Annotated in this window: 21 protein-coding genes and 1 riboswitch; of the genes, 14 read left to right on the top strand and 7 right to left on the bottom strand. The window is 51.5% G+C overall.

Features of this window, described 5'->3' with window-relative positions:
- Window positions 1–54 precede the first annotated feature (54 nt).
- Window positions 55–900, bottom strand: coding sequence for an LD-carboxypeptidase (locus tag ABFZ84_RS02810; RefSeq protein ID WP_369312392.1), 846 nt, complete (start codon window positions 898–900; stop codon window positions 55–57).
- A gap of 58 nt (window positions 901–958) precedes the next feature.
- Here ABFZ84_RS02810 and ABFZ84_RS02805 point away from each other — a divergent pair, with 58 nt between their 5' ends.
- From ABFZ84_RS02805 to ABFZ84_RS02740, 14 genes are all read left to right on the top strand, one after another.
- Entirely contained in the window at window positions 959–2,359 is a 1,401-nt protein-coding gene (locus ABFZ84_RS02805) for a UDP-N-acetylmuramate--L-alanine ligase (protein ID WP_369312391.1), read from the top strand.
- 16 nt (window positions 2,360–2,375) lie between these two features.
- Entirely contained in the window at window positions 2,376–3,047 is a 672-nt protein-coding gene (locus ABFZ84_RS02800) for a GNAT family N-acetyltransferase (protein WP_369312390.1), read from the top strand.
- A 91-nt stretch (window positions 3,048–3,138) separates the two neighbouring features.
- Window positions 3,139–4,332, top strand: coding sequence for an ADP-forming succinate--CoA ligase subunit beta (sucC, locus tag ABFZ84_RS02795; RefSeq protein ID WP_369312389.1), 1,194 nt, complete (start codon window positions 3,139–3,141; stop codon window positions 4,330–4,332).
- 8 nt (window positions 4,333–4,340) lie between these two features.
- On the top strand, window positions 4,341–4,766 hold the full coding sequence (locus ABFZ84_RS02790) for an acyl-CoA thioesterase (protein WP_369312388.1): 426 nt from the start codon (window positions 4,341–4,343) through the stop codon (window positions 4,764–4,766).
- A 53-nt stretch (window positions 4,767–4,819) separates the two neighbouring features.
- Complete coding sequence (locus ABFZ84_RS02785; RefSeq protein ID WP_369312387.1) at window positions 4,820–5,680, top strand: 23S rRNA (adenine(2030)-N(6))-methyltransferase RlmJ; 861 nt, start codon at window positions 4,820–4,822, stop codon at window positions 5,678–5,680.
- 10 nt (window positions 5,681–5,690) lie between these two features.
- A complete protein-coding gene (locus ABFZ84_RS02780; protein WP_369312386.1) occupies window positions 5,691–6,080 on the top strand; it encodes a cupin domain-containing protein in 390 nt (129 codons plus the stop codon).
- Between the two features lie 383 nt (window positions 6,081–6,463).
- Window positions 6,464–7,363 carry a succinate--CoA ligase subunit alpha gene (sucD, locus tag ABFZ84_RS02775; protein WP_369312385.1) on the top strand — a complete coding sequence of 300 codons (900 nt, stop codon included), beginning with the start codon at window positions 6,464–6,466 and terminating at the stop codon, window positions 7,361–7,363.
- A 99-nt stretch (window positions 7,364–7,462) separates the two neighbouring features.
- Window positions 7,463–10,441, top strand: a complete 2,979-nt coding sequence (locus tag ABFZ84_RS02770; RefSeq protein ID WP_369312384.1) for a 2-oxoglutarate dehydrogenase E1 component — start codon at window positions 7,463–7,465, stop codon at window positions 10,439–10,441.
- Between the two features lie 29 nt (window positions 10,442–10,470).
- Complete coding sequence (odhB, locus tag ABFZ84_RS02765) at window positions 10,471–11,994, top strand: 2-oxoglutarate dehydrogenase complex dihydrolipoyllysine-residue succinyltransferase (RefSeq protein WP_369312383.1); 1,524 nt, start codon at window positions 10,471–10,473, stop codon at window positions 11,992–11,994.
- A 57-nt stretch (window positions 11,995–12,051) separates the two neighbouring features.
- Complete coding sequence (gene lpdA, locus ABFZ84_RS02760; protein WP_369312382.1) at window positions 12,052–13,455, top strand: dihydrolipoyl dehydrogenase; 1,404 nt, start codon at window positions 12,052–12,054, stop codon at window positions 13,453–13,455.
- Between the two features lie 17 nt (window positions 13,456–13,472).
- Window positions 13,473–13,925, top strand: a complete 453-nt coding sequence (locus ABFZ84_RS02755; protein ID WP_369312381.1) for a GNAT family N-acetyltransferase — start codon at window positions 13,473–13,475, stop codon at window positions 13,923–13,925.
- Between the two features lie 76 nt (window positions 13,926–14,001).
- Window positions 14,002–14,253 (top strand): CBU_0592 family membrane protein, encoded by a 252-nt coding sequence (locus tag ABFZ84_RS02750; protein WP_369312380.1) that lies wholly within the window; start codon window positions 14,002–14,004, stop codon window positions 14,251–14,253.
- A 232-nt stretch (window positions 14,254–14,485) separates the two neighbouring features.
- Window positions 14,486–16,318: a peptide MFS transporter gene (locus tag ABFZ84_RS02745; RefSeq protein ID WP_369312379.1), complete on the top strand. Its 1,833-nt coding sequence runs from the start codon at window positions 14,486–14,488 to the stop codon at window positions 16,316–16,318.
- Window positions 16,319–16,407: 89 nt separating this feature from the next.
- Window positions 16,408–16,962 carry a cob(I)yrinic acid a,c-diamide adenosyltransferase gene (locus ABFZ84_RS02740; RefSeq protein ID WP_369312378.1) on the top strand — a complete coding sequence of 185 codons (555 nt, stop codon included), beginning with the start codon at window positions 16,408–16,410 and terminating at the stop codon, window positions 16,960–16,962.
- A gap of 11 nt (window positions 16,963–16,973) precedes the next feature.
- On the opposite strand, the gene ABFZ84_RS02735 is transcribed toward ABFZ84_RS02740, so the two are convergent.
- The 6 genes from ABFZ84_RS02735 to ABFZ84_RS02710 form a co-directional block, all read right to left on the bottom strand.
- On the bottom strand, window positions 16,974–17,735 hold the full coding sequence (locus tag ABFZ84_RS02735) for an ABC transporter ATP-binding protein (protein ID WP_369312377.1): 762 nt from the start codon (window positions 17,733–17,735) through the stop codon (window positions 16,974–16,976).
- The gene (locus ABFZ84_RS02730; RefSeq protein WP_369312376.1) at window positions 17,732–18,730 is read right to left on the bottom strand and encodes a FecCD family ABC transporter permease; all 999 of its coding nucleotides are present in this window, start codon (window positions 18,728–18,730) and stop codon (window positions 17,732–17,734) included. The genes ABFZ84_RS02735 and ABFZ84_RS02730 overlap by 4 nt, the downstream gene beginning before the upstream one ends.
- Window positions 18,727–19,542 carry an ABC transporter substrate-binding protein gene (locus ABFZ84_RS02725; RefSeq protein WP_369312375.1) on the bottom strand — a complete coding sequence of 272 codons (816 nt, stop codon included), beginning with the start codon at window positions 19,540–19,542 and terminating at the stop codon, window positions 18,727–18,729. Before ABFZ84_RS02725 ends, ABFZ84_RS02730 begins: the two co-directional genes overlap by 4 nt.
- A complete protein-coding gene (locus ABFZ84_RS02720; RefSeq protein WP_369312374.1) occupies window positions 19,542–21,380 on the bottom strand; it encodes a TonB-dependent receptor plug domain-containing protein in 1,839 nt (612 codons plus the stop codon). Before ABFZ84_RS02720 ends, ABFZ84_RS02725 begins: the two co-directional genes overlap by 1 nt.
- Window positions 21,381–21,452: 72 nt before the next feature.
- Window positions 21,453–21,654: riboswitch (cobalamin riboswitch) on the bottom strand.
- 47 nt (window positions 21,655–21,701) lie between these two features.
- Window positions 21,702–21,860 (bottom strand): hypothetical protein, encoded by a 159-nt coding sequence (locus tag ABFZ84_RS02715; protein WP_369312373.1) that lies wholly within the window; start codon window positions 21,858–21,860, stop codon window positions 21,702–21,704.
- A gap of 171 nt (window positions 21,861–22,031) precedes the next feature.
- Window positions 22,032–23,390 carry a M28 family metallopeptidase gene (locus ABFZ84_RS02710; RefSeq protein ID WP_369312372.1) on the bottom strand — a complete coding sequence of 453 codons (1,359 nt, stop codon included), beginning with the start codon at window positions 23,388–23,390 and terminating at the stop codon, window positions 22,032–22,034.
- Between the last annotated feature and the right edge of the window lie 259 nt (window positions 23,391–23,649).

Below are 23,649 nucleotides of genomic sequence, written 5' to 3'. Positions count from 1 at the left end.
AATTTCCGAGATGTTCTGGCGTTTTCTGCTATCCGAAGCTGGCGTGCAGAAGCATTACGCGCTCAATGTAGCGCCAAAAGGTACAATTTTATTGTCGGCATCGTGCCCGATGTCTGCGCGACCCAAATACGGCAAATTTTTCCGCGCGCACCAATTTTTGATCAGTTCTTCATCGGTTTGACCAAATGGGCGATCATTGTCGGGTACATCGCTGATCCGGCCAAGCAATACTCCTGATGCACTCCGAATGCTTGGATTGCCGGTGATTGAGAACATGGCTCGGTCGATTCGATAAAGATATTCCGACACGTCTTCGAGCATGATGGCGTGTCCCGAAAGATCCGGCATCCAGTCAGTGCCGCAAAGATGCGCGAGAATAGTGATGTTGAACGCGACGACAGGGTTTCCGGAGCCAACATTTGGCTCGAAGGTCGTAGCTGATCCGGATGCTAAAAATTCAAGAGCCCGTGCGATAGCGGTTTCACCACGATTGCGGGGTAGGTCCGGCGGCATTGGACCATGCACAGGGCGACCGATGCCTTCTTTATATAGTCGCGCCAGCAGGAATCCCGCATCGGAATAGCCGAGATAGGTTTTGCGGCGGGCATGTTCGTTTAGTTTCTTGAACATGCTTTCATCCAACCGCGCCGCGCCATATCCGCCACGAGCAAACCACACCGCATCATATTTCGGGTCATTTGCCACTTCGAGAAACGCGTCGGTGCGTTGGGTATCATTACCTGCGAAATGGCCGGACGTTAAAAAGCACTGCGCATGGAAATCTAGCGCGATTCCGTCACCATGCTGCTTTCGGGCAATCTCCGCCACATTATTGGCGAGTTCGCGCGATATGGGTCCGCCGGGACAGACGAGGGCAATATGTTTTGTGGCGTTTGTCATCGAATAATTGTTCAGTGCTTACCACTTATTACTTAATTTGGGTTACTGCGATCCGCCTATGAGTGAAACAAAAGACTATTTTTTCTGTGGAATCGGCGGATCGGGCATGTTGCCACTGGCGATGATCGTCAATGCGCGTGGTGCCCATGTCGAGGGGTCTGACCGTGCGTTGGATCAAGGGCGTAGCAACGCAAAATTCGACTATTTGCGTGATTTAGGTATTGCTCTTCACCCTCAGGACGGTTCGGGCGTGGTTCGCGCCAACCAAATTTTGGTCGCTTCAGCAGCGGTTGAAGATACGGTGCCCGATATTGTTGCGGCGAATAAGCGTGGGGCCTCGCGTCTTTCGCGGGCGGCGCTCCTAGCAAAGCTTTTTAACGAATCGCGCCGTCCCATAGGTGTTGCTGGCACGTCTGGCAAATCAACCACAACAGGCATGATCGGTTGGATTCTCCATCACGCGGGGGCATCGCCGACGGTCATGAATGGCGCGGTCATGAAAAATTTCGTGACCGAGGAAGCGCTATTTGCCAGTGCCTTGGTGGGGGACGGGGACGCGTTTATCTCCGAGGTAGATGAAAGCGATGGGTCCATCGCAATGTTCAGTCCAAAGATTGCGGTACTGAATAATATATCTCTCGATCACAAAACTATGGACGAGTTGCGTACGCTGTTTGGCGGCTTCATCAATCGTGCCGAACTTGCGGTGCTCAATCTCGATAATGACGAAACCGCGCGCCTTGCCGCTTCCCATGACGGCGGGAAGCTGACTTACTCATTGACCGATAGTTCTGTCGACTTGCTCGCGTCGAAGATCGAACCACAACGGTTTGGCGTTTCCTTTACGGTTATTCATAGCGGTGGTGACAGCGCGGATGTGACGCTAAAAATGCCCGGTCGCCATAATGTATCAAATGCGCTTGCCGCGATTGCTGCGGCGTTGGCGTGTGGTGTTTCCTTGACGGATGCCGCTGAAGCACTTGGTACATTTGAGGGGGTGCGTCGCAGACTTGAATATGTCGGTACTGAAAATGAAGTAACGATCATTGATGATTTTGGGCACAATCCCGACAAGATTAGCGCTAGCCTGAATACGCTTCACGAATTTTCTGGGCGGCTGTTGGTGATGTTTCAGCCTCATGGGTTTGGTCCGCTAAAAAAGATGAAGGCCGAATTTGTACAGACTTTTATCGATCACCTTGAGCCGGATGATATTTTAGTGATGCCACAACCCGCATATTTTGGCGGAACAGTTGACCGCTCTGTCACAAGCGATGATATCGCGCTTGGCGTTCGTGAGGGTGGGCGGAACGCCGTCGCGCTGGCTGACCGGGAGGCTTGCCGAACATATTTGGAAAGTGAAGTGCGTAGTGGCGACCGCATAGTGATTATGGGGGCGCGTGACGATACGCTATCTGACTTTGCGCAATCGATTTTGAAATGGCTCAGCAAAAAATAAGGGCGGGAGGACTAAAGTGACCGATCTCACAAAATGGTCGGCACGGCCCGAACCGAACTTGCCATCCATTACTGGGCGGTTTGTCAAAATAGAGCCGGCTAACTTTCCGCACTGTTCGGCTACGCTATTTCCGACCATTTGCGGGCCGGACGATGATGATCTCTGGACCTATCTTCCGATTGGGCCTTTTGCTTCGCCGGACGATCTGGCGACAGCATTGGTGACTGTTGGCGCGGATTGGAAAATTCACCTTATTCTCGACGCACATACGAACGAACCATTAGGCACCGCGAGCTTTATGCGCATTCGTCCGAATGCCGGATCGGCAGAAGTCGGCTGCGTGGTTTTCTCGCGGCGGCTCCAGCGCACACCAGCTGCGACCGAAGCAATGTACCTCATGGCCCGCCATATTTTTGAAGACCTCGGTTATCGCCGGTATGAATGGAAGTGTGATGGCGAGAATGAGCCGTCGAAACGTGCAGCCTTAAGGCTTGGTTTCCAATTTGAAGGTGTTTTCCGTCAGGACCTAGTTGTAAAAGGGCGCAATCGGAATACGGCTTGGTTCTCAATGCTCGATTCAGAATGGCCAATTATAAAGTCGGCGTTCGAAAAATGGCTCAATCCGGCAAATTTTGACCGAGACGGCCAGCAGCGCGAGGGTCTAAAAGACATTCGTGCGCGACTTTGATGGCTTTGTGAGCAAATGCCCTGTTGTCAGTTGGTGCGGCGTAGTTATAACCCCATTCAGATAAACAGCCATTTTTCCTGACGGAGCCCAAATGAACATTCACGAATATCAGGCCAAACAAGTCCTTAAGAGCTACGGTGCGCCAGTTTCCGAAGGCCGCATTGTGACAGAGGCCGATAAAGCCGAAGCCGCAGCAAAAGAACTTCCCGGCCCGCTTTATGTCGTGAAAGCGCAAATCCATGCTGGTGGCCGCGGTAAAGGCAAGTTCAAAGAAGAATCAGCGGGTGAAGCTGGTGGCGTTCGTTTGGCGAAATCACCGGCGGAAGCGGCTGAATTTGCAAAGCAGATGATGGGCGCAACGCTGGTAACGAAGCAGACCGGCGACTTGGGTAAGCAGGTCAATCGCGTTTATATCGAAAATGGCTCTGATATTGAGACCGAACTTTATCTTTCAGCGCTTGTTGATCGCGGCACCGGACGGATCGCGTTTATTGCCTCGACTGAAGGCGGCATGAACATCGAAGAAGTCGCCGAAGAGACTCCGGAAAAGATTGTGACAATCAATATTGATCCGGCAACGGGCTGTATGCCGCATCATGCGCGCCGCATCGCACAGGCGCTTGACCTTTCTGGTCCCGCAGCCAAACAGTGCGGCAAGCTGATCCCGACGCTTTACAAAGCGTTTGTCGAAAAAGATATGAGCATGCTTGAGATCAATCCGTTGATCGTGACCAAGGGCGGCGATCTTTTGGTGCTAGACGCTAAGGTCGGATTCGACCCGAATGCACTGTTCCGTCATCCTGATATTCTAGAGCTCCGCGACGAAACTGAAGAAGACCCAGCCGAATTGAAAGCATCAGAATTTGACCTTTCTTACGTAAAGCTCGACGGCAATATCGGTTGCATGGTGAACGGTGCCGGCCTTGCTATGGCGACCATGGACATCATTAAGCTTTACGGCGCTGAGCCAGCGAACTTCCTTGATGTTGGCGGCGGCGCGACCAAGGAAAAAGTCACCGAAGCGTTCAAGATCATCACCACCGATCCGGGCGTAAAAGGCATCCTCGTCAATATCTTTGGCGGCATTATGCGTTGTGACATCATCGCCGAAGGTATTGTTGCGGCGGTGAAAGAGGTTGGCCTCGAAGATCCACTAGTCGTTCGCCTTGAAGGTACGAATGTCGAAAAGGGCAAAGAAATCCTCTCGAATTCAGGCCTGAAAATCACAGCCGCTGACGACCTTGAAGACGCTGCGAAGAAGGTTGTTGCTGCGGTTCAGGGCTAAGCCTTTCCATGCAGAACAAAAGTGATTTCGCGCTCCTCCATCCACTCCGTGTGCGGTGGGCGGAGTGCGACGCCCAAGGCATTGTCTTTAACGTCAATTATTTCCTTTTCATTGATGTGGCGATGACCGAATGGTTGCGCGCTCTTGGGATTATGGGCTCTGACACGGCCGAATTTTTTACGGTCCACGCAGAGGCGGACTATCGTGCGTCGGCAAAATTCGATGACATGCTTGATATCGGTGTGCGGTGCGTTTCATTCGGGCGGTCATCCATGACGCTAGACGCGGGGATCTTTCGCGGTGATCAATTGATGACCGAAGGCAAGATGGTCTATGTTCACGCAGATCCAAAAACGCAGGAACCGTCTCCAATTCCTGACGACTTTATTCAAAAGGTTCTAGCCTTTGAAAAGGTAACACCGGCGCGCGCCTGAGGTCGCATCGTTAAATGTGGGCCGGGCGTGGGGCCAGAGGCTGAACGCGACAGATGAATTACCGCCATGCATATCACGCCGGCAATCATGCGGATGTTTTAAAACATATCGTGATTGCGCGCGTGATTGATCACCTCAAGCAAAAAGACAAACCGTTCCGCGTGCTCGACGCCCATTCCGGCATTGGCCTTTATGGCCTTGAAAGTGTTGAGGCAGAAAAGACCTTTGAGTGGCGTGAAGGTGTCGGGCGGCTGTTTTTGGCCGATGGCTCATCTATCGAATTGTCATCGGATGCTGAGGCAATCATCGCACCGTGGCGGGATGCGATCCGCTCGGTCAATAATCCGGGTAGATTGGCTTTTTATCCGGGGTCGCCGGAAATCGCCGATTGGCTCATCCGGCCTACCGATAAAATCAGCCTTAATGAATTACACCCCACTGACTATGAAACGCTTGCAGCACGTTATGGCGAGACGGGGCAGGTCAGGCTTTTCAAACTCGATGCTACGGCATTTCTAAAGGCGACTTTGCCTCCAATCGAGCGACGCGGCCTGGTGTTGATTGATCCACCTTATGAGCTAACGGATGAGGGTGATCGTGTTGTGCGCATGATGACCGAAGCGCTAAAGCGGTTCGCGACTGGCATTTACTGTGTCTGGTATCCGGTTACGGGCGACGGATTGGATCAAAAGTTACGTGATGCTGTCGCCGGGATGGGATTGCGGAATGTTCTTGATGTCCGTCTTGATATCCGCGCCGTTAAGAAGAATGGCGGCCTTGCGGGTTCCGGCATGATGATCATCAATCCGCCATGGCACCTTGCGGAAGAGTTGCGCGTAATTTTGCCTGAGCTGACCGAGCGTTTGAGTCAGGGTGAGGGTACGTTTAAGCTTGATCACCAAAACGACGAATAGGAGTGCGCGCGTGCGCCAACCGTTGAAAAAGATCAATCTTCTGAAAGCGTTCGATCAGATCAACGAACATTGGTCGCCGCATATCGCGGATTGCGTCAACGGTCAGGATATTCGCCTCGCAAAAATCGAAGGTGCGTTTGACTGGCATCACCACAACGGGGTGGAGGAAGCCTTTTTCGTTTTCAAAGGCCAATTTGAGATGCATTTTCGAGACCGCGAGAAAGAGTGGGTTATTCCGATGTCGGAAGGGGATTTCCTCAAGGTTCCGGCTAACCAAGAGCACAAGCCAGTGGCCGAAGACGAATGCTGGATTTTGCTGATCGAAAATGCCGGGACACTAAACACAGGCGAGGAAGTCACTGCGCGGTCTAAACAGGACTTGCCCATGGTCGATGAGTAACGCGCAAAAAAAGACCGCGCCAAGCGCGGTCTGAAAGTTGGAGGGGCTTCAAAAGCAAGGAGTGCTTCAAAGCGTGGCCTCTTTGCTCTTCATATGTTGCGCCGCAACGAAGCTTTTGTGACAATTTCGATTCAATTGATGCCGTCGTTCACAAAGTGTCGATTGCGAACCGTAAAAAATTGGCCAGCCTGTGCACGCAACGACCCCGCGGACGCGTTTTTCGGCGAAGGAATGTACAATTTTGCGCGATCTCATAGCCTACGGTTATGTTCTGCGAGAAATAATGGCGTAACAGGCCATTTTCGAGCGGGTAAGCTGTTGCAGCGTCTGGCGCGCGTCTATAAGACCGCGTCAGTAAATGAACCGCCGGAGCCAATTCATCAATGTCCATTCTCATCGACAAAAATACAAAAGTTCTTTGCCAAGGCCTAACCGGAAAAACCGGTACGTTCCATACGGAGCAGGCCATCGCCTATGGCACAAACATGGTCGGCGGTGTTACGCCGGGTAAGGGTGGAATGACTTGGGAAGCGGGCGACGCAGCCAGTGGCGCGACCCTCCCAATTTTTGATACGATGGCTGAGGCAAAAGAAAAAACGGGTGCTGATGCATCGGTGATTTATGTGCCGCCGCCCTTTGCCGCTGATTCAATCCTGGAGGCTATCGCGGCCGAAATTCCATTGGTGATCTGCATCACCGAGGGAATTCCTGTTCAAGATATGGTCTCGGTTCAGCGCGCCCTTGATGGTTCTAAGACACGCCTTGTTGGCCCAAATTGCCCGGGCGTGATAACGCCGGACGAATGCAAGATTGGCATTATGCCGGGCCATATCCACCGCAAAGGTCATGTCGGTGTGATTTCGCGCTCTGGCACACTTACATATGAGGCTGTGCACCAAACGACGGCGGCTGGTCTAGGCCAGTCCACTTGTGTCGGTATCGGTGGCGACCCAGTAAAGGGTACAGACTTCATCGAAATCCTCGACATGTTTTTGCATGATGATGACACCCATTCGATCATTATGATTGGTGAGATCGGCGGCTCTGCGGAGGCGGATGCAGCTAAATTCCTCAGCCAGCACAAAATCAAAAAACCGACTGTTGGCTTCATTGCTGGTGTCACGGCACCGCCAGGACGCCGCATGGGTCACGCCGGTGCGTTGGTTTCTGGTGCTGAAGACACGGCAGAGGCAAAAATCGAAGCGATGAAGAGCGCAGGAATTGCAGTTTCGCCGACTCCGGCGGCCATGGGCCGGACACTTCTGGAAATTCTTAAAAAATAAACGCTTTTATCGTTAATGGGCAGTGTATTTTGATTGAAACCCGCGCAACGTGACGTATCTAAGGGGCTAGCGTCAATCGGCGTAAAGACGGATAGGGCAATGGCCAAGGACGGGGAAGTTCCCGCAAATTCGGCTTCTAATAAGTCGGAAACAGACTCAATTCTCTCGGGCTCTAATGCTCGATATCTCGAAGCGCAATACGCTCGTTATAAAGCGGACTCTGGCTCTGTAAGCCAAGAATGGCGCGACTTCTTTCAAAGCGAAGCTGGTGCCTCAGATGGTTCTACCCAGACTGACGGCCCAAGTTGGGCCCGACAAGATTGGCCGCCACGGGTTAATGGCGAGCTGACGGCGGCGCTGGACGGTGATTGGTCGGCACTTGAGCCTGCGTTGAAAGCGAAAATCGAGAAACGGGCAGCAGCGGCTCCGGGTGGTGCGGCTTCGCTTGCTGATGTGCGCCAAGCGACCAAAGATTCGTTGCGCGCGTTGATGTTGATCCGTGCATACCGAATTCGCGGACACTTAATCGCAGATCTCGACCCTCTCGGGTTGCAGAACAAAACAGTACATCCTGAACTTGATCCGGCGTCGCTCGGCTTTACCGAAGCTGACATGGATCGTCCGATCTTTATCGACAATGTGCTCGGGCTCGAAACCGCAACATTGCGCCAGATCCTTGATATTCTTAAGCGGACTTATTGCGGTACGTTCGCTGTCGAGTTCATGCATATCACTAATCCGGAGCAAAAAGCTTGGATGCAACAACGCATCGAGGGCGCGGATAAAGACATTACGTTTACGAGCGAAGGTAAGCGTGCCATCTATCAAAAATTGGTAGAGGCTGAGGGCTTTGAAAATTTCCTCAACACTAAATATACGGGTACGAAGCGATTTGGCATTGATGGCGGCGAGTCCATGGTGCCAGCGCTCGAGCAGATCATCAAACGTGGTGGCGCGCTCGGGGTAAAAGAAATCGTGATCGGAATGCCGCACCGCGGTCGTCTAAACGTTTTGGCGGCGGTAATGGGTAAGCCCTATCATCATATTTTCCATGAATTCCAAGGCGGTTCAGTGACCCCCGACGACGTCGGTGGTTCAGGCGATGTTAAGTATCATCTTGGCGCATCATCTGACCGTGAATTTGATGGCAACAAAGTCCACTTGTCGCTTACGGCGAACCCTTCTCACCTTGAAGCGGTGAACCCGGTTGTCTTGGGTAAGGCGCGTTCAAAACAGGACCGGATTGAGCCGCCTGATTTAGATACGCCGCGCACGCATGTTCTGCCGCTTTTGCTGCATGGTGATGCAGCGTTTGCTGGGCAGGGTATTGTTGCCGAATGTTTTGGGTTTTCTGGACTGCGCGGATATCGCGCTGGCGGTACAATCCATTTCATCGTCAATAATCAAATTGGTTTTACGACCAGTCCGAAATTTTCCCGGTCGTCACCTTATCCTTCTGACGTTGCGAAAATGGTTGAAGCACCAATTTTCCACGTTAACGGTGATGATCCCGAGGCTGTTGTTTATGCCGCAAAGGTCGCAACGGAATTCCGTCAGAAATTCGGGTCAGACGTCGTTATCGACATGTTCTGTTATCGCCGATTTGGTCACAACGAGGGTGATGAACCGAGTTTCACTCAGCCGCGGATGTATAAAAAAATCCGTAGCCTGAAGTCTACCCGCGAAATCTATGCCAAGCGGTTGGTCGACGAAGGCATGGTTGGCAATAAAGAAGTCGAAGACACTCAAGCGAATTTCCGAACGTTCCTTGACGATGAATTTTCGGCAGCAACTAACTTTAAGCCGAACAAAGCGGATTGGCTCGATGGCCAGTGGTCTGGCTTTGTCCCGCCGGTGGACGAAGATCGTCGTGGCGATACGGCTGTCGATCTTGACGATTTAAAGGATACGGGCGCGTCACTAACGACGGCACCAAAGGGATTTAATATCCACCGAACGCTCGGACGTATTCTTGATCAGAAAAAGAAAATGTTCGATTCGGGCGAGGGCATTGATTGGGCGACAGCCGAAGCGCTCGCGTTCGGAAGTCTTGTAAAAGACGGTTATGGCGTTCGCCTTTCCGGCCAAGATTGTCGACGGGGTACATTCTCGCAACGACATGCAGTCTTTATTGATCAAGAGACAGAAAAAACATACACCCCGCTGCGTCACCTTAATGGCGCGAATGCGACCTTTGAAGTCCACGATTCAAATCTGTCGGAATTTGCCGTCATGGGTTTTGAATATGGCTATTCGCTCGCAAACCCGAAATTCCTCGTTTTGTGGGAAGGTCAGTTCGGTGACTTCGCCAATGGTGCTCAGACGATTATTGACCAGTTCATTTCGTCGGGTGAGCGTAAATGGCTTCGGATGTGTGGCCTCGTATTGCTCCTGCCGCATGGTTATGAAGGTCAGGGGCCAGAACATTCATCAGCACGGCTAGAGCGGTTCCTACAGCTTTGTGCACAAGACAATATGCAAGTTGCAAACTGCACGACACCGGCGAACTATTTCCATATTCTCCGTCGTCAAATGCGCCGCAACTTCCGCAAACCGCTTGTTTTGATGACGCCAAAATCACTGTTGCGTCATAAAAAATGTGTCTCGACCTTGGCGGAAATGAGTGAGGGTTCGTCGTTCCATCGTGTTTTGTGGGATGACGCAGAATATCGCCCGGGCTCGACCGTTAAGCTTGTCTCTGATGCCAAAATTAAGCGCGTCGTGATTTGTTCCGGTAAGGTTTATTATGACTTGCTCGAAGAGCGCGAAAAACGCGGAATCGATAATGTCTATTTGCTCCGAGTTGAGCAATTCTATCCGTTCCCGGCTCATTCGTTGATCAAGGAACTTCAGCGTTTCCGTAATGCTGAAATGATCTGGTGTCAGGAAGAGCCAAAGAATATGGGTGCATGGTTCTTTATGGAACCAAATATCGAATGGACCCTTGATCAGATTGATGCCAAGCATAAGCGCGCGCGCTATGTTGGGCGTCCGGCTGCGGCCTCACCGGCGACTGGCCTGATGAGCAAACATAAACAAGAACTTGAAGAATTTCTGGACGAAGCGTTGTCAGTTTAGGGCACGTTACCTCCATAGGAGATTAAAGCATGGCTACCGAAATCCGCGTCCCAACGCTTGGCGAGTCCGTAACCGAAGCCACGATTGCGAAATGGATGAAGAACGAGGGCGACGCAGTAAACGTTGATGAACCGTTGGTTGAGCTGGAGACGGACAAAGTTTCGGTCGAGGTGCCTGCGCCGGCAGCGGGTGTTCTCGCTAGTATTTCTGCCAATGAAGGCGACACCGTTGAGGTGGATGCACTGTTGGGCGCGATTGAAGCTGCGGGCGCATCGGCAGAAGCAAAGACGGAACCAGCGTCGAAAAAGACTGAATCAAAACCTGCGGCTGCCTCGGGCGGCGGTGAAGAGATTGAAGTGCGGGTACCTGCGTCTGGCGAATCCGTAACCGAAGCCGATATCGGCGAATGGTTGAAAAAAGAAGGCGACGCAGTCGAGCTGGACGAGCCAATTGTCAGTCTGGAAACAGATAAAGCGGCCATGGATGTCCCAGCACCGGCGGGCGGTGTGATCAAAAAAATCATTGCTGCGGAAGGCGATACGGTTGAAGTCGGCTCGCTGATCGCAATTATCGAAGCTGGGGCTTCTGCTAATGGTGTGGCTTCGTCTAGCGAGATTGGCGATGCTAATCGTCCGTCACCGCGTGCGGCAGCAGCGGCTGGACACGATGTATCAGCCAGCAATGATAAACCGCTTTCACCGGCACCGCGCCGGGTGGTTGCGGAGCGCGGCCTTGATGCGACGGCGATCCAGGGATCAGGTAAAGGCGGTCGGGTAACCAAGGGCGACGCCTTGGCTGCTCAGTCGACACCAGCACAACAAACGCGTGCACCATCCGCACCACGCGACCTTGGCGAACGCGAAGAGCGCGTAAAGATGTCTCGTCTGCGCCAGACAATTGCGCGTCGGTTGAAAGAAGCGCAGGACAGCGCGGCGATGCTAACGACATTTAATGATGTCGATATGACGGCAGTCATGGAGCTTCGTAATCAGTACAAGGATCTATTTGATAAAAAGCACGGTATTAAGCTAGGCTTTATGTCATTCTTTGTTAAGGCCTGCGTCCATGCACTGAAAGAAGTGCCAGATGTTAATGCTGAAATTGATGGCACCGACATTATTTACAAAAATCATTATGATATTGGTGTTGCCGTAGGTACGGAAAAAGGTCTGGTCGTACCGATTATTCGTGATGCTGACTTGAAATCAATGGCTGAGATTGAGCTTGAGATTGCTGATTATGGCCGTAAAGCTCGCTCTGGTGATTTGAAACTCGAAGATATGCAGGGTGGTACTTTCACTATCTCAAATGGTGGTGTTTATGGCTCGCTTCTCTCGACGCCGATCCTCAATCAACCGCAATCGGGCATCCTTGGGATGCACCGCATTGAACAACGTCCAATCGCGCGCAATGGCGAAGTGATAATCCGCCCAATGATGTACCTTGCTATGTCTTACGATCATCGCATCGTTGACGGAAAAGGTGCGGTGACATTCCTTGTGCGTGTCAAAGAGAACCTCGAAGATCCGCAGCGTTTGTTGTTGGACCTTTAATCTTTTGCCGGCGCGATTTCGCGCCGGTTTTTGCTTTTACAATAGTAAGGAATTCAGATGAGTGAATCATTTGACGTCGTGATTATTGGTGCCGGTCCCGGCGGATACAACGCGGCTATTCGCGCCGGTCAATTGGGGCTGAAGACTGCGATAATCGAAAAGCGCGATAATAAAAAACTTGGCGGAACCTGCTTGAACGTTGGTTGCATTCCGTCAAAGGCGCTGCTCCACGCATCGCAGCTCTATGAGATCGCGGAGAAAGATTTTGCTGGTCTTGGAATCAAAACGTCTGGTGTGTCGCTTGATCTCCCACAGATGCTCAAACAAAAAGATGATGCCGTCGATGCGCTGACGAACGGCGTTGAGTTTCTGATGAAGAAAAACAAAGTCACGACGTTTCTTGGGGCTGGTGAGATCATTGCGCCCGGTAAGGTTCGTGTGACGGGCGAGAAGACCGTTGAGCTTGAGGCAAAAAATATTGTTATAGCAACGGGTTCCGAAGTGACGCCGTTGCCGGGCGTCGAAATTGATGAGACACAGATTGTGTCGTCCACAGGTGCTTTGGCGTTACCGAAAGTGCCAAAGCATCTCGTTGTTATTGGCGGCGGTGTTATTGGCTTGGAACTTGGTTCAGTTTGGCGCCGGGTCGGTGCGAAAGTAACGGTCGTTGAATTTCTTGATCGAATTCTGCCAACTATGGATGGTGAAGTTTCCAAACAATTCCAGCGTATTCTGAAAAAACAGGGCGTTGACTTTAAGCTTTCGTCAAAAGTGACGGGCGCAAAGAAAAACAAATCCAACGTTAAGCTCACCGTAGAACCTGCTGCGGGCGGTGAGGTCGAAACCATCACGGCTGATGCGGTTTTAGTTGCAATCGGGCGTCGTCCTCATACGGACAAACTCGGTCTTGAAACCGTTGGCGTTAAAACGGATAAGCGCGGATTTATTTTGACTGACCACTTCAAGACGAATGTGGATGGAGTTTGGGCGGTTGGCGATTGCATTCATGGGCCTATGTTGGCGCATAAAGCCGAGGATGACGCGGTCGCTTGCATCGAGTTGATTGCAGGAAAAGCTGGTCACGTAAATTACGAGACTGTGCCGAATGTGGTTTATACCTATCCGGAAGTGGCGTCAGTTGGTAAAACTGAAGAGCAGCTCAAAGAGGAAGGGGTTTCCTATAAGACTGGTAAATTCCCATTCATGGCAAACAGTCGAGCGAAAACTAATCATGAGACAGATGGTTTTGTGAAAGTGCTTGCTGATGCTGAAACAGATCGCGTGCTCGGTGTTCATATTGTTGGTGTCGAGGCCGGTGAGTTGATTGCCGAGGCCGTCAGCGTCATGGAGTTTGGTGGTGCATCCGAAGATATCGCGCGCACATGCCATGCCCATCCCACTCGATCCGAGGCCGTCCGCCAAGCGGCGATGGCCGTTGAAGGCTGGACGATGCAGGCGTAACGTCTAGTATTGTGCCCATGAAATTGAACATAACGCGTATTGCCGAGAATGAGGTTGATACGCTTTATGACTTTATTACTGCGCTGGCGATTCATGAGGGTGAGGACCAGTTTTTAACGGTCACGCCCGAAGAGTTGCGTAATTCCGGTTTTGGGCCAAATCCAAAGTGGAGCGGTTTTTTCGCAGTTCTCGATGGCAGACCAATAGGGTATGCGACCTATACGCATGATTTTCACCTTTGGAGCGGACGCACGCGTATTACGCTGGATGACTTATTCGTCGTGGCTGAGTGTAGAGGCCATGGGGCGGGGGAAGCGTTAATGCGAGCTGTGTTCGAGGTTGCCACAGAACAATCGGCCCAAGTGAGCTGGACGGTGAGGCCGGAAAACAAAAAGGCAATTTCTTTTTATAAAGGGCTGGGGGCGAAATATCGCGAAACGGGCAAATGTTTTTGGACTCCGCCCATCTAAGGCGTGACTAATCCGGCGATAGTCAATTTTTGTTTTGTGCCCTCGACAATTATCGATATTCCGATAAACCAATAAGATGCAGCTTACTGTTCCAGACTTTGTCGGGTTTGTTGGTGTTGCCCTCGTGGTTGGGACATATTTCTTGTCGCAGATGGGCCGAATGGATGTGCGCAAACCGCTCTATCCCGGCCTTAATGGTATCGGGGCCATCCTTATTCTTTATTCGCTTTCCAATACATTCAATGCAGCGTCATTTGTGATTGAGGTATTTTGGTTGGTGATTTCGGCGGCAGGGTTGATTCGCGCCCTCCTTTTGAAATCGCGATAATCTCCAGATCAATTTTCGAACTCTAAGCGCAGCCATTGGGATATTCGGCCATTCTATGCGGTCACGTTGAGGCAATCTTCTAAATGCCGGGGGTGCGTAACGGCTGGATTTTCCGTCTATTTTGAGCTTATTGTGTCCGCTTATGCGCGTCCGGAGGGGGCGACGCATGGGGTGAATATAAGGGCAGCCCGATCAGCTTTCTGCGGATTTGGGTGCTGCGCAAGGAGCATTTATGAGCGATTCAGGCGCCGTTGGGGCAATTCCCCCGGGCGAAAAAACGATACTTGGCCATCCACGCGGCCTTTTCATTTTGTTTTTCACCGAAATGTGGGAGCGGTTTTCATATTACGGCATGCGGGGACTGTTGGTCCTTTATTTGACCCAACATTTCTTGTTCTCGGACGAGCGTTCGGCAGTCATGTATGGCGCATACACTGCGCTGGTTTATGTGATGACCATCATCGGCGGATCGTTGGCGGACAAGTATCTTGGACAACGAAAAGCGGTGACCTATGGCGCAATTCTTCTTGTGATGGGTCACGGGTTGATGGCTTTCGAGGGGAGTGGCTCAAAAGAGATACTAACCTATGAAGGACAAGAGTATCAGATCACGCTTGATGGTCGGGGTGGCGATGCGCCACAAATCATTATTTCCGACAACGGACAATCAGTCATCACCTTTAGCGAGGGCGCAAAAGAGATGTTGATTGAACAGCCCGAAATTGTCGGCTTGCCAGCCTCCATTCCAACGGATGCTTATGACACGCGAATCGAACAAGAAGAGGTTTTCGTCAACACGCTCTATTTGGCGCTAGCGCTGATTATTGCGGGTGTTGGCTTCCTAAAGGCGAATATCTCAACCATTGTTGGTGCGCTTTATGGGCTTGGTGATACGCGGCGAGATTCGGGTTTCACTATTTTCTATATGGGAATCAACCTTGGGTCGCTGCTATCGTCATTGACTGTCGGCATCATCGGTATTGTTTGGGGTTGGAAATGGGGCTTTGGCCTTGCTGGCATTGGTATGCTTGCCGGCCTTTTGACGTTCTTGTTTTTCCAACCCTGGCTTGAGGGCCGTGCGGATCCGCCGAGTTATGCAAAGCTAAAAGAAAAAGTCTTTGGCCCAATCAATGTGGAATGGGCATGCTATTTGGCTGGTGTCGGCATCATTATTGTTGCGATGCTTACTGTGATGAACTCGCATCTCATCGAGGAGTGGTTCGTTGGCGGTCTTGGTATTTTGATCCTCGTCTTTCTCATCGGGTATGCGGTAACGAAGCTCAAAGGTACGGAACGTGATCGAATGCTGGCCGCGATCTACTTCATTCTTGCTCAGATCCCGTTCTGGGCATTGTTTGAACAGGCGGGTTCTTCGCTCACCCTTTTCACCGACCGTTTGGTAGACAGAACAATGTTCGGCATTTCTGTGCCGACACCTGTCTTTCAATTCCTCAATGCAGCCTACATCGTTGTGTTTGCGCCAGTTTTTGCATGGATGTGGATCGCACTTGCCAAGCGTAAGATGGAACCATCTGCACCAGTGAAATTTGCGATTGGCGTGTTCCTTGCTGGATTAGGATTCTTGTCACTTGTTGGCGGAATTGCGGCGTCGGGTTCTGGCGTTGCAATGACGGCGGTCTATTTTATCTTCTTGATCTATTGGGTTCATACCATGGGCGAATTGATGGTATCGCCGGTTGGGCTTTCGCAGGTTACCAAGCTTGCCCCAGCCCGTGCCGTTGGCATGAGCATGGGAGCTTGGTTCCTATACTCTGGTCTTTCTAACTATCTTGCGGGTGTTATTGCACGCGGGACTGGTGCGGAGACTATTGGTGGTCAGCTGACGGATGTTGCTGCTGCCAAAGCCACTTATGTGACGGTATATACCAATGTCGGTTACGTGGCGATGGCGATAGGTTTCGTGATGTTATTAGTGTCACCATTGATCAAGAAGCTTATGCATATTGATACGATGGGTGACCCGTCCCATGCACTTGCTGGCGAAGCGCAAGCGGGGCAGCCAATGGAAGGGGGCATTCATCCTCCTGAGAAAAAAGGCGCGTAAATGTCTTGATTGCTTAAAGGAAAAGCGCCCGGTTATCGCCGGGCGCTTTTTTGTTGTATGAAGCGTCTACGCGGTATGACGGTGTTTAAATGAGTAACCGACTGACGAAAATTGTGACGAGGGGCGGTGATAAAGGAGAAACATCACTGGGCGATGGAACCCGTGTCCCTAAAGATGACGCGCGAGTTGCGCTATTGGGCGATGTGGATGAGCTGAATAGCTGGGTTGGCGTGGTGCAAAGCCATCTTTCTGCTGGAGTGCTACCGGCACTGCTTTCGGAGATTCAACACGATCTTTTTGATCTCGGTGGGGCTTTGTGTTTTCCGGGTACGCCGCTTTTATCTGAACGTCATGTTGCGCGGCTCGATGGTGCGGCTGAAGAGTTGAACACAGATTTGCCGCCGCTGAAGGAGTTTATTCTTCCCGGCGGCGCGCCGGTACTTGGTTTTTGCCACGTGGCGCGGGCAACCTGCCGCCGAATTGAACGCTCGATGGCAACGTTTTATCGCGATGCGCCAGAGGCGATTTTCGCGCTTCAATATTTGAACCGGCTTTCCGATGTCTTCTTTATTGCCGCGCGAATTGAAGCGCGGAATATCGGGGTCAATGAAATCTATTGGCGCAAAGAGAAATCCCTTTCCTAGTGCGGATTTTCTTAGGTGATTTTCGGCAGCAAGCCATTGATAATTCCGCTCTGGTCACGCATAGGGGTTACGCCAAAAGTGCATTCAATAACTTCGGTGGGTAATATTTTTGCGTCGGCATCACCGACAATTCTACCTTGATCAAGAACAATGATCCGAGTGCAGAAACGCGATGCCAATGGTAGTTCGTGAAGTGCGGCGATGACAGAGCTTCCATTGTTTGCTTTGTCCCGCAGCATTTGCATGACCGATAGCTGGTGGGCGGGATCAAGCGCCGCAATAGGTTCATCGGCAATGATGATCGGTGTTTCTGCGGCCAATGTACGCGCAAGGTGAATTCGTGCGCGCTCCCCCCCAGAAAGTTCTCCCACGGGTCGGGCTTTCAAATGGGTTGCGCCCGTGGCCATTAGGGCGTTATCGACCGCTTTTGCATCCCGCGCATCAATCTGCAACGGGCTGCCATATGCAAATCGCCCAAGCGCAACTACGTCGCGCGCGATCATTGACCAATAAACCGGCCGTGATTGTGGCAAGTAAGCAAGTTTTTTTGCTCGTTCTATTGGCGATAATTCCGAGATGTTTTGTTCGTTTACGGTACATTGGCCGGCATCACCGGACTGGAGTCCGGCCAGAGCCCGCAATAGCGTAGATTTTCCAGCGCCATTTGGGCCGACAAGCCCGATAAACTCACCGGGGGAAATGTTCAAATATACGTTGCGTAAAATCTCGGTGCCACCAAGAGAAACACAAAAACTGTGCATATTGATTGTCATGACGTAATCCGTTTACTGCTCATGGCGACCCATACGAAACCCGGCGCACCTATAAGTGCTGCTGCAACGCCGAGTTTTAGTTCCTGATCAAATGGAAGAACGCGGATCATAAGGTCCGCAGCGGTTAGTATCGCGCCACCAAGAAGTGCGCTGGGTACGAGCACGTGTGCGGGATTGTGGCCAGAAAACGCGCGAACGATATGTGGGGCGACGATGCCGATAAAACCAATCGCGCCCGCAATCGCTACGCTTGCACCCACAAGCGCTGCGGCCCCCGCAATCACGAGCATTGTCGTGCGCGCAAGATTCGCGCCGATCGTTGCGGCAGTTTCCTCGCCCAGCGTTAGGGCGGATAGTCCAGGCCCACTCGCATATATCGCTGCGAATCCTACGACTGTGAATGGTACGGTTAAAGCGATGTCTTGGAAACTGCGATTGGCTACGGTGCCGAAAAGCCAATTTATAAGATCAGAAAGTGCGTAAGGGTTAGGGGACAGATTCATGACGAGAGAGAGTAGCGCCCCACAAAGCGATGAAATTCCTACGCCGATTAAAATCAACCTTGCGGTTGAAACCCGTCCTGCGCCCAAAACATATAATATTGTGGTTGCGCCAAGCGCAAAAAGGATCGCCGAAAATGGCGTCACCCAAAAAGCCAGGGTGGCGAAATTAAAATATATAGAGAGAACAGCGCCTAAGGCGGCTGCCGCAGATACCCCAAGCACACCGGGGTCCGCAAGTGGGTTGCGCAATAACCCTTGAAGCCCGGCCCCGGCAGCACCGAGGCAAGCGCCAGCAACCCAAGCGGCAAGCGCGCGCGGTAGTCGTATTTCGCGGACGACAACGCTTATAGCGCCGTGATCATTAAAAAGCGCTGCAATAGCAGCGGTTGGGGCGATGGATGCGGGGCCTATAAACAGTGATATGATAATCAGTATAGAGCTTAGGACAACGAGGGAAATGGAAAGCGTCTGGTGATGAAGGATTGTTTTCATCGGTCGTTCTCCGCAATCGCCGCAGCGATTAATTCAGCCGCCTCGACACCAAACCATGCTGAGCACGAAATCAAATCAGGCGGCAGACTAATATGAGGGCGATCTGCGATCACCTTAGTGAGGGCGGGGTGGTGCACCGCCGACCAATGGTTGACGTCTTGATCGCGCGATTGGAAAAATCCAGCAACAACAAATTCCGGCGGTTCAAGTAGTAACGCCTCGGCGGAAAGAGGTGGGTAATAACTTTTGCCTTCTTCTGCGGTGATGTTGCGCGCGCCCGCCGCCGCAATAATAGCATGGATCATAGTTTTATCACCGGCGGTGACGCCCCCCGGCGTGACGTAAAGTGCCCGAACCTCATTGTTTTCGGGGAGCGCAGAAAGCCGCGCACGCAGATTTCTTATCAATGCTTCGCCGCGTGCGGTTTGCTTTAATGCACTTGCAACTAATCGGATGTTTTCGATTATATCTTCAAAATTGTTAGCGTTACCAAGGGTTACGACATTCGCGCCGAACGCGCTAAAAGCAGATTCGGCATTTGCACCACCACCCCATTGTCGAATGATTACTTCAGGCTCTAGAGTAAAAACCTCTTCGCGCGTCGCCCGGACTTTATGATGTGATCCGACGGCCGTGCGCATGTAGGAATAATCTTTATCTGCCCCACGCGATACCGCTAAAACCTGATCTGGATCAGCAAGCTTTAAAACATATTGATCAGCGCAATAGTCTATCGAAACCACATTTGGTTTAGCGTTGGCGGTGCTTAGCACCACCAACATGGCCATTGAGAGAATGGCGCGCTTAAACATCAAAGTCGAACTCTGATGCCGCCGAAGACAGAAACGCCAGGTTCGCTATAGCCCGATACATCTTCATATTTTGTATCCGTTGCATTTTCTACGCGGCCATAAATTTCTAATTGGTCTGTAAATGCGTATGCCGCGCGAAGGTCGAGGCGAATAAAGTCATCGTTTCCGACCGGGAAATCAGCCTCCGAACCATTATAGGTAATGCTAGTGGAAAGGTTGAGTTGTTCGATTGGCCGATAGGTGAGTACAGCAACGGATTTGTGTTTTGGCTGACGCAGCAAACGGGCGTCAGTGCCGAGGTCAATCGCGTCGGTAAAGCTATAGGACAGCCGAGCCGACAATGTCTCATGAAGCGCAAAGTTAGCGGCTATCTCGACCCCACGTGAACGAGCGCGATCTATATTGAAATACCCACTGCCAGCAAAGTCGAAATCAATCTGATCAGTAACCCGCGTATGAAAAAATGTCGCCGACAATGAATGATCGCCGACACGTTTTTCCAAACCAATGTCAAAACCATTGGCTTTTTCGGGGCGTAAATCCGGGTTCGGGATTGTACCGAACTGATTGTAATTCAGCTCAAACAGGCTGGGTGCACGGAACCCTTGCCCCCAGCTTGCTCGAATGAACATATCGTTCGGCGCAGCCCAGACAGCGGCCACACGGGCAGTCGGGGCACCGTCAAAATTTGAAAACTCGTCGCGCCGAACACCAGCCGAAACTGTTAGTGCGTTTATCGGTTTCACCTCAAGCATTGCAAAGACGGCTCCGGCATTCGCCGACTCGTCAACGCCAGAAACCTCGACCGACGTACGCTCTATTTCGCCGCCAGCAATGATCTGGATATTCTCCCGCAGAGACAGTGCGCCAAGATAATCAGCAGAAAGACGGTCACCATTAGCGGAAAAAGTCTCTAGGCCATTATTTAGATTTTTACGGTCAATGGCATTATAGGATACCGTAAGCATGCCGTTAAATCCATTGAAGTCTTGAGAGAGCTTCCCTGCGATGGCGTAGTTTTCAGCATCCTCAGTGTCATCCGTGTCACCAAAACTAAAAGTCGGCGGTGCGAAACCATCAATCTCTGAGTGACTGTCATTGTAACGGGCAATTAACTCGGCGTGCCATTGATCGTTCAATGCAATACCGCCGGAAAAGGATCCGAATAGATTGCGGTAACCATCTTGTTCAGTACCGACTGATGCGCGCGAAACGCCGTCAGTCCGTGATCCTGAAATGGTAACACGGCCATAGGCGCGCTCATCACGTAAAAGAGCTGTGGCACCACCCCTGATCGTGCCGCGCGACCCGCCCTCAAGATATGCGGTGGTGGCTGAGCGGTCTTTCTTGGTAGTAATGACAATGACACCGCCAATTGCATCGGCCCCGTAAAGTAGGCTTTGTGGCCCATGCAAAACTTCGATGCGTTCGATGTCTGCGACGTCAAGATTAGCAAAGTTAAATCCGCCCTGCGGTGCGCTCGGGTCGTTGACGATGATACCATCAATCATCACCAAAGTTTGTCCGCTTGCGGCACCGCGAATACGCGCGGCAGTAGCGCCACCGGGGCCGCCGTTACGCGCGATGGCAACCCCGGCTGTGTCGCGCAATGCCTCAGATACAAAACTATATTGGCTGTCGATGATATCTTTAGCGCTGATTACCGTGACGGTTGACCCGACTTCGGATAATGATTTTGGCGTGCGTGTTGCCGAGACGACAATTTCGTCACTCTGCGGATCAAAGGCCGATATTTGCGCGTTCGCGATGTTAGAAAACGAACCGGAAACAACAAGCGAAAAAATAGATATGGTGGTAGGCGAGTAGAATTTGGTCATTAGCGACACTCCTTAAAACAAATGGATGTCGCCACGACGGGTTCACCGCTCGGCTGACTATTCCCGGTCAGGCGAGAGACGACGTCGACGGCAGGTCTCCTGACTTCGCGGATCGCTGGTCCCTTCGCTGCCTTACCGGATTTGGCTTAAGCCGAAATTCCAGTGGCATATTAGCGAGGTGCCTAGCCGCTTACAGTTGCGGGTACAGCTGCGGATTCACACCGCATTCCCTATTCTCCCTCGTTAAGAGGGCACCGTCTGAGCTGGTGGATAAATCACCCCCCGAAAGAGCGCAAGCACTATCGGGGGGTGTAGAGAAGATTATTCGACAATAGCCAAGTCTGATGCTTCTTTAGAAACATCGATCATCGGTACATCGTAAAGATTGAAGTACTCAACGATGGACACGACACCGAGAGCAGCAAGAACAAGAATAATTAGCCAGAGAATTGCTTTCATTTGGACACCCCACGTTTTCAATTCCGGTTTCCCCACACGGAGCCTAACTGACCGAAATTCATAATTCCACAGAAAACATTACTTTGCCGTCATGAAGTTTTTTTGTCGGCACTGAAGTTTTCGCAGTTAGGTTGAATTTCGATCCGTGAATTCTCTCTGTGCTGAATTTGTGTTGCGACTGCGAAGGTTTTGTTAATCGCCGAAGCTGCCCATTGGGCCGGGGAATACCACAGGGCTTTGTGCGCCGTCTTTAGAGATAGAAGAAACGCCAAAGAAATAATTGTCGATGACAATGTTTTGCAACGTGAATTCAGACACTTTGCCGACATCAATGCTGTGCGTCCATTGCGGTGAATCTGTTAGGCGCCAATGAACGCGATATCCTGCTATATTGCGTGCTTTTCGTCCGGTTGGTACGTCCCATTTTAATGTGGTGGACGGTTGTACGGCACCTTCTATTTCTACATTCGCCGGGAAGGGGGGCGCAGAGGCCATTCCCGCAAGCGCAACAACATTGAGTGATGTCAGTTTGCGCGCATAATCGAAATTTACACCTTCAATAACATCGCCATAGGTGATGCCGTCCTCCGTGCGCAAATCTTGATGTTGCATCACATAATTTTCGTGTGTTTCCATTATACGGACACCGGGCATACCGACTTCGTTGAACGGACGGTGGTGTCCGCCACGCGAAAACCGATCTAGGCGATAGACCATCATGACATCGAGATTTGGAATGTAGTCATCGGCAAGGCGATCAATGTAACGAGCAAGGTTGCGCGACGGCGAGTCGACTTCGCCGCCAGAAAAACGGCGGATGCGCGCTTCTTCTTCGGTTTCGAGGAAGCGTGTGCCTTCTGAAAAAACGCGCGCAGTCGAATTGTCGATGACGCCATCTATGCCTTTGATGTTACCGATCATATCATTGTTCAGCACAGCTTTGACCTGCCAGCCATTCGCTAGGGCATGGGCGGCCAGAATTTTGCCGCCGAATAGGCCCTGTTCTTCGCCAGAAAGACCAGCGTAAACGATCGTTCCCGCAAACTTTTCTTTTGAAAGAACCCGCGCGGCTTCGATGACGCCAGCAAGGCCCGATGCATTATCATTGGCACCGGGGCTATCGGAGGTGCTATTGAGCGGATCGCTAACGCGCGAGTCGATATCCCCGCTCATCATGACGACCCGATCAGGGTCTAATGTGCCGCGTTGCAATGCAATAACATTTACAACCTCTGTGCGATTGGGAATGCGGGGTTCGCCCTCTACAAAATCGCTGACATAAAAGACTTCAAGGCAGCCGCCACAATCTGAGGAGATCTTATCGAATTCAGCTTTGACCCAACGACGCGCTGCACCAATTCCACGTGTGTCTGATTCTGTTTCAGACAGCGTATGACGTGTACCAAACCCCACAAGCCGATTAATGTCGGCTTCGATACGATCCGCAGAAACATCCGCTTGCAGGCTATGCAACAAACGATCATTTGCGCCGTCAGCAGCAAGAATGGGTGTCGGCACCAAAAGGGCCAATGCGATCAAGGCGTAACGCATAATAAACTTTCCTTTTTTAGGAACCCTTTCGGGCAAGAACTGTTGCTCCGCAGCAACCCTGTAATAGGAAAACGCAGCAGGGGCTCTAGGCGCCGATGCGTTGTTGCAACATCATTAAGAGGATATTAAGCATAAAAGGTAATTTCGTCATAACGGCACTATATTTCTAGCGGAAGAGCCGCTACGGAATTTGTGAAATTCACCGGAAGCCAGCCCCGGACGATAGTTGGGCTTTGGCGGTTTATCTTTGGTCCACCTG

Origin of the sequence: Hyphococcus lacteus, from assembly GCF_041058985.1 — a bacterium.
Taxonomy (GTDB): Bacteria; Pseudomonadota; Alphaproteobacteria; order Caulobacterales; family Parvularculaceae; genus Hyphococcus; species Hyphococcus lacteus.
This window is presented reverse-complemented; position numbering and strand designations above follow the sequence as displayed.

What these genes read in the sequence shown, in the direction of transcription:
- odhB (WP_369312383.1), top strand. Translation starts at nt 10,471, where the DNA reads ATGGCTACCGAAATCCGCGTCCCAACGCTTGGCGAGTCCGTAACCGAA.
- ABFZ84_RS02810 (WP_369312392.1), bottom strand. Translation starts at nt 900, where the DNA reads ATGACAAACGCCACAAAACATATTGCCCTCGTCTGTCCCGGCGGACCC.
- ABFZ84_RS02720 (WP_369312374.1), bottom strand. Translation starts at nt 21,380, where the DNA reads ATGACCAAATTCTACTCGCCTACCACCATATCTATTTTTTCGCTTGTT.
- ABFZ84_RS02725 (WP_369312375.1), bottom strand. Translation starts at nt 19,542, where the DNA reads ATGTTTAAGCGCGCCATTCTCTCAATGGCCATGTTGGTGGTGCTAAGC.
- ABFZ84_RS02710 (WP_369312372.1), bottom strand. Translation starts at nt 23,390, where the DNA reads ATGCGTTACGCCTTGATCGCATTGGCCCTTTTGGTGCCGACACCCATT.
- ABFZ84_RS02735 (WP_369312377.1), bottom strand. Translation starts at nt 17,735, where the DNA reads ATGACAATCAATATGCACAGTTTTTGTGTTTCTCTTGGTGGCACCGAG.
- sucC (WP_369312389.1), top strand. Translation starts at nt 3,139, where the DNA reads ATGAACATTCACGAATATCAGGCCAAACAAGTCCTTAAGAGCTACGGT.
- ABFZ84_RS02790 (WP_369312388.1), top strand. Translation starts at nt 4,341, where the DNA reads ATGCAGAACAAAAGTGATTTCGCGCTCCTCCATCCACTCCGTGTGCGG.
- ABFZ84_RS02785 (WP_369312387.1), top strand. Translation starts at nt 4,820, where the DNA reads ATGAATTACCGCCATGCATATCACGCCGGCAATCATGCGGATGTTTTA.
- ABFZ84_RS02730 (WP_369312376.1), bottom strand. Translation starts at nt 18,730, where the DNA reads ATGAAAACAATCCTTCATCACCAGACGCTTTCCATTTCCCTCGTTGTC.
- ABFZ84_RS02750 (WP_369312380.1), top strand. Translation starts at nt 14,002, where the DNA reads ATGCAGCTTACTGTTCCAGACTTTGTCGGGTTTGTTGGTGTTGCCCTC.
- ABFZ84_RS02755 (WP_369312381.1), top strand. Translation starts at nt 13,473, where the DNA reads ATGAAATTGAACATAACGCGTATTGCCGAGAATGAGGTTGATACGCTT.
- ABFZ84_RS02740 (WP_369312378.1), top strand. Translation starts at nt 16,408, where the DNA reads ATGAGTAACCGACTGACGAAAATTGTGACGAGGGGCGGTGATAAAGGA.
- ABFZ84_RS02745 (WP_369312379.1), top strand. Translation starts at nt 14,486, where the DNA reads ATGAGCGATTCAGGCGCCGTTGGGGCAATTCCCCCGGGCGAAAAAACG.
- lpdA (WP_369312382.1), top strand. Translation starts at nt 12,052, where the DNA reads ATGAGTGAATCATTTGACGTCGTGATTATTGGTGCCGGTCCCGGCGGA.
- sucD (WP_369312385.1), top strand. Translation starts at nt 6,464, where the DNA reads ATGTCCATTCTCATCGACAAAAATACAAAAGTTCTTTGCCAAGGCCTA.
- ABFZ84_RS02805 (WP_369312391.1), top strand. Translation starts at nt 959, where the DNA reads ATGAGTGAAACAAAAGACTATTTTTTCTGTGGAATCGGCGGATCGGGC.
- ABFZ84_RS02770 (WP_369312384.1), top strand. Translation starts at nt 7,463, where the DNA reads ATGGCCAAGGACGGGGAAGTTCCCGCAAATTCGGCTTCTAATAAGTCG.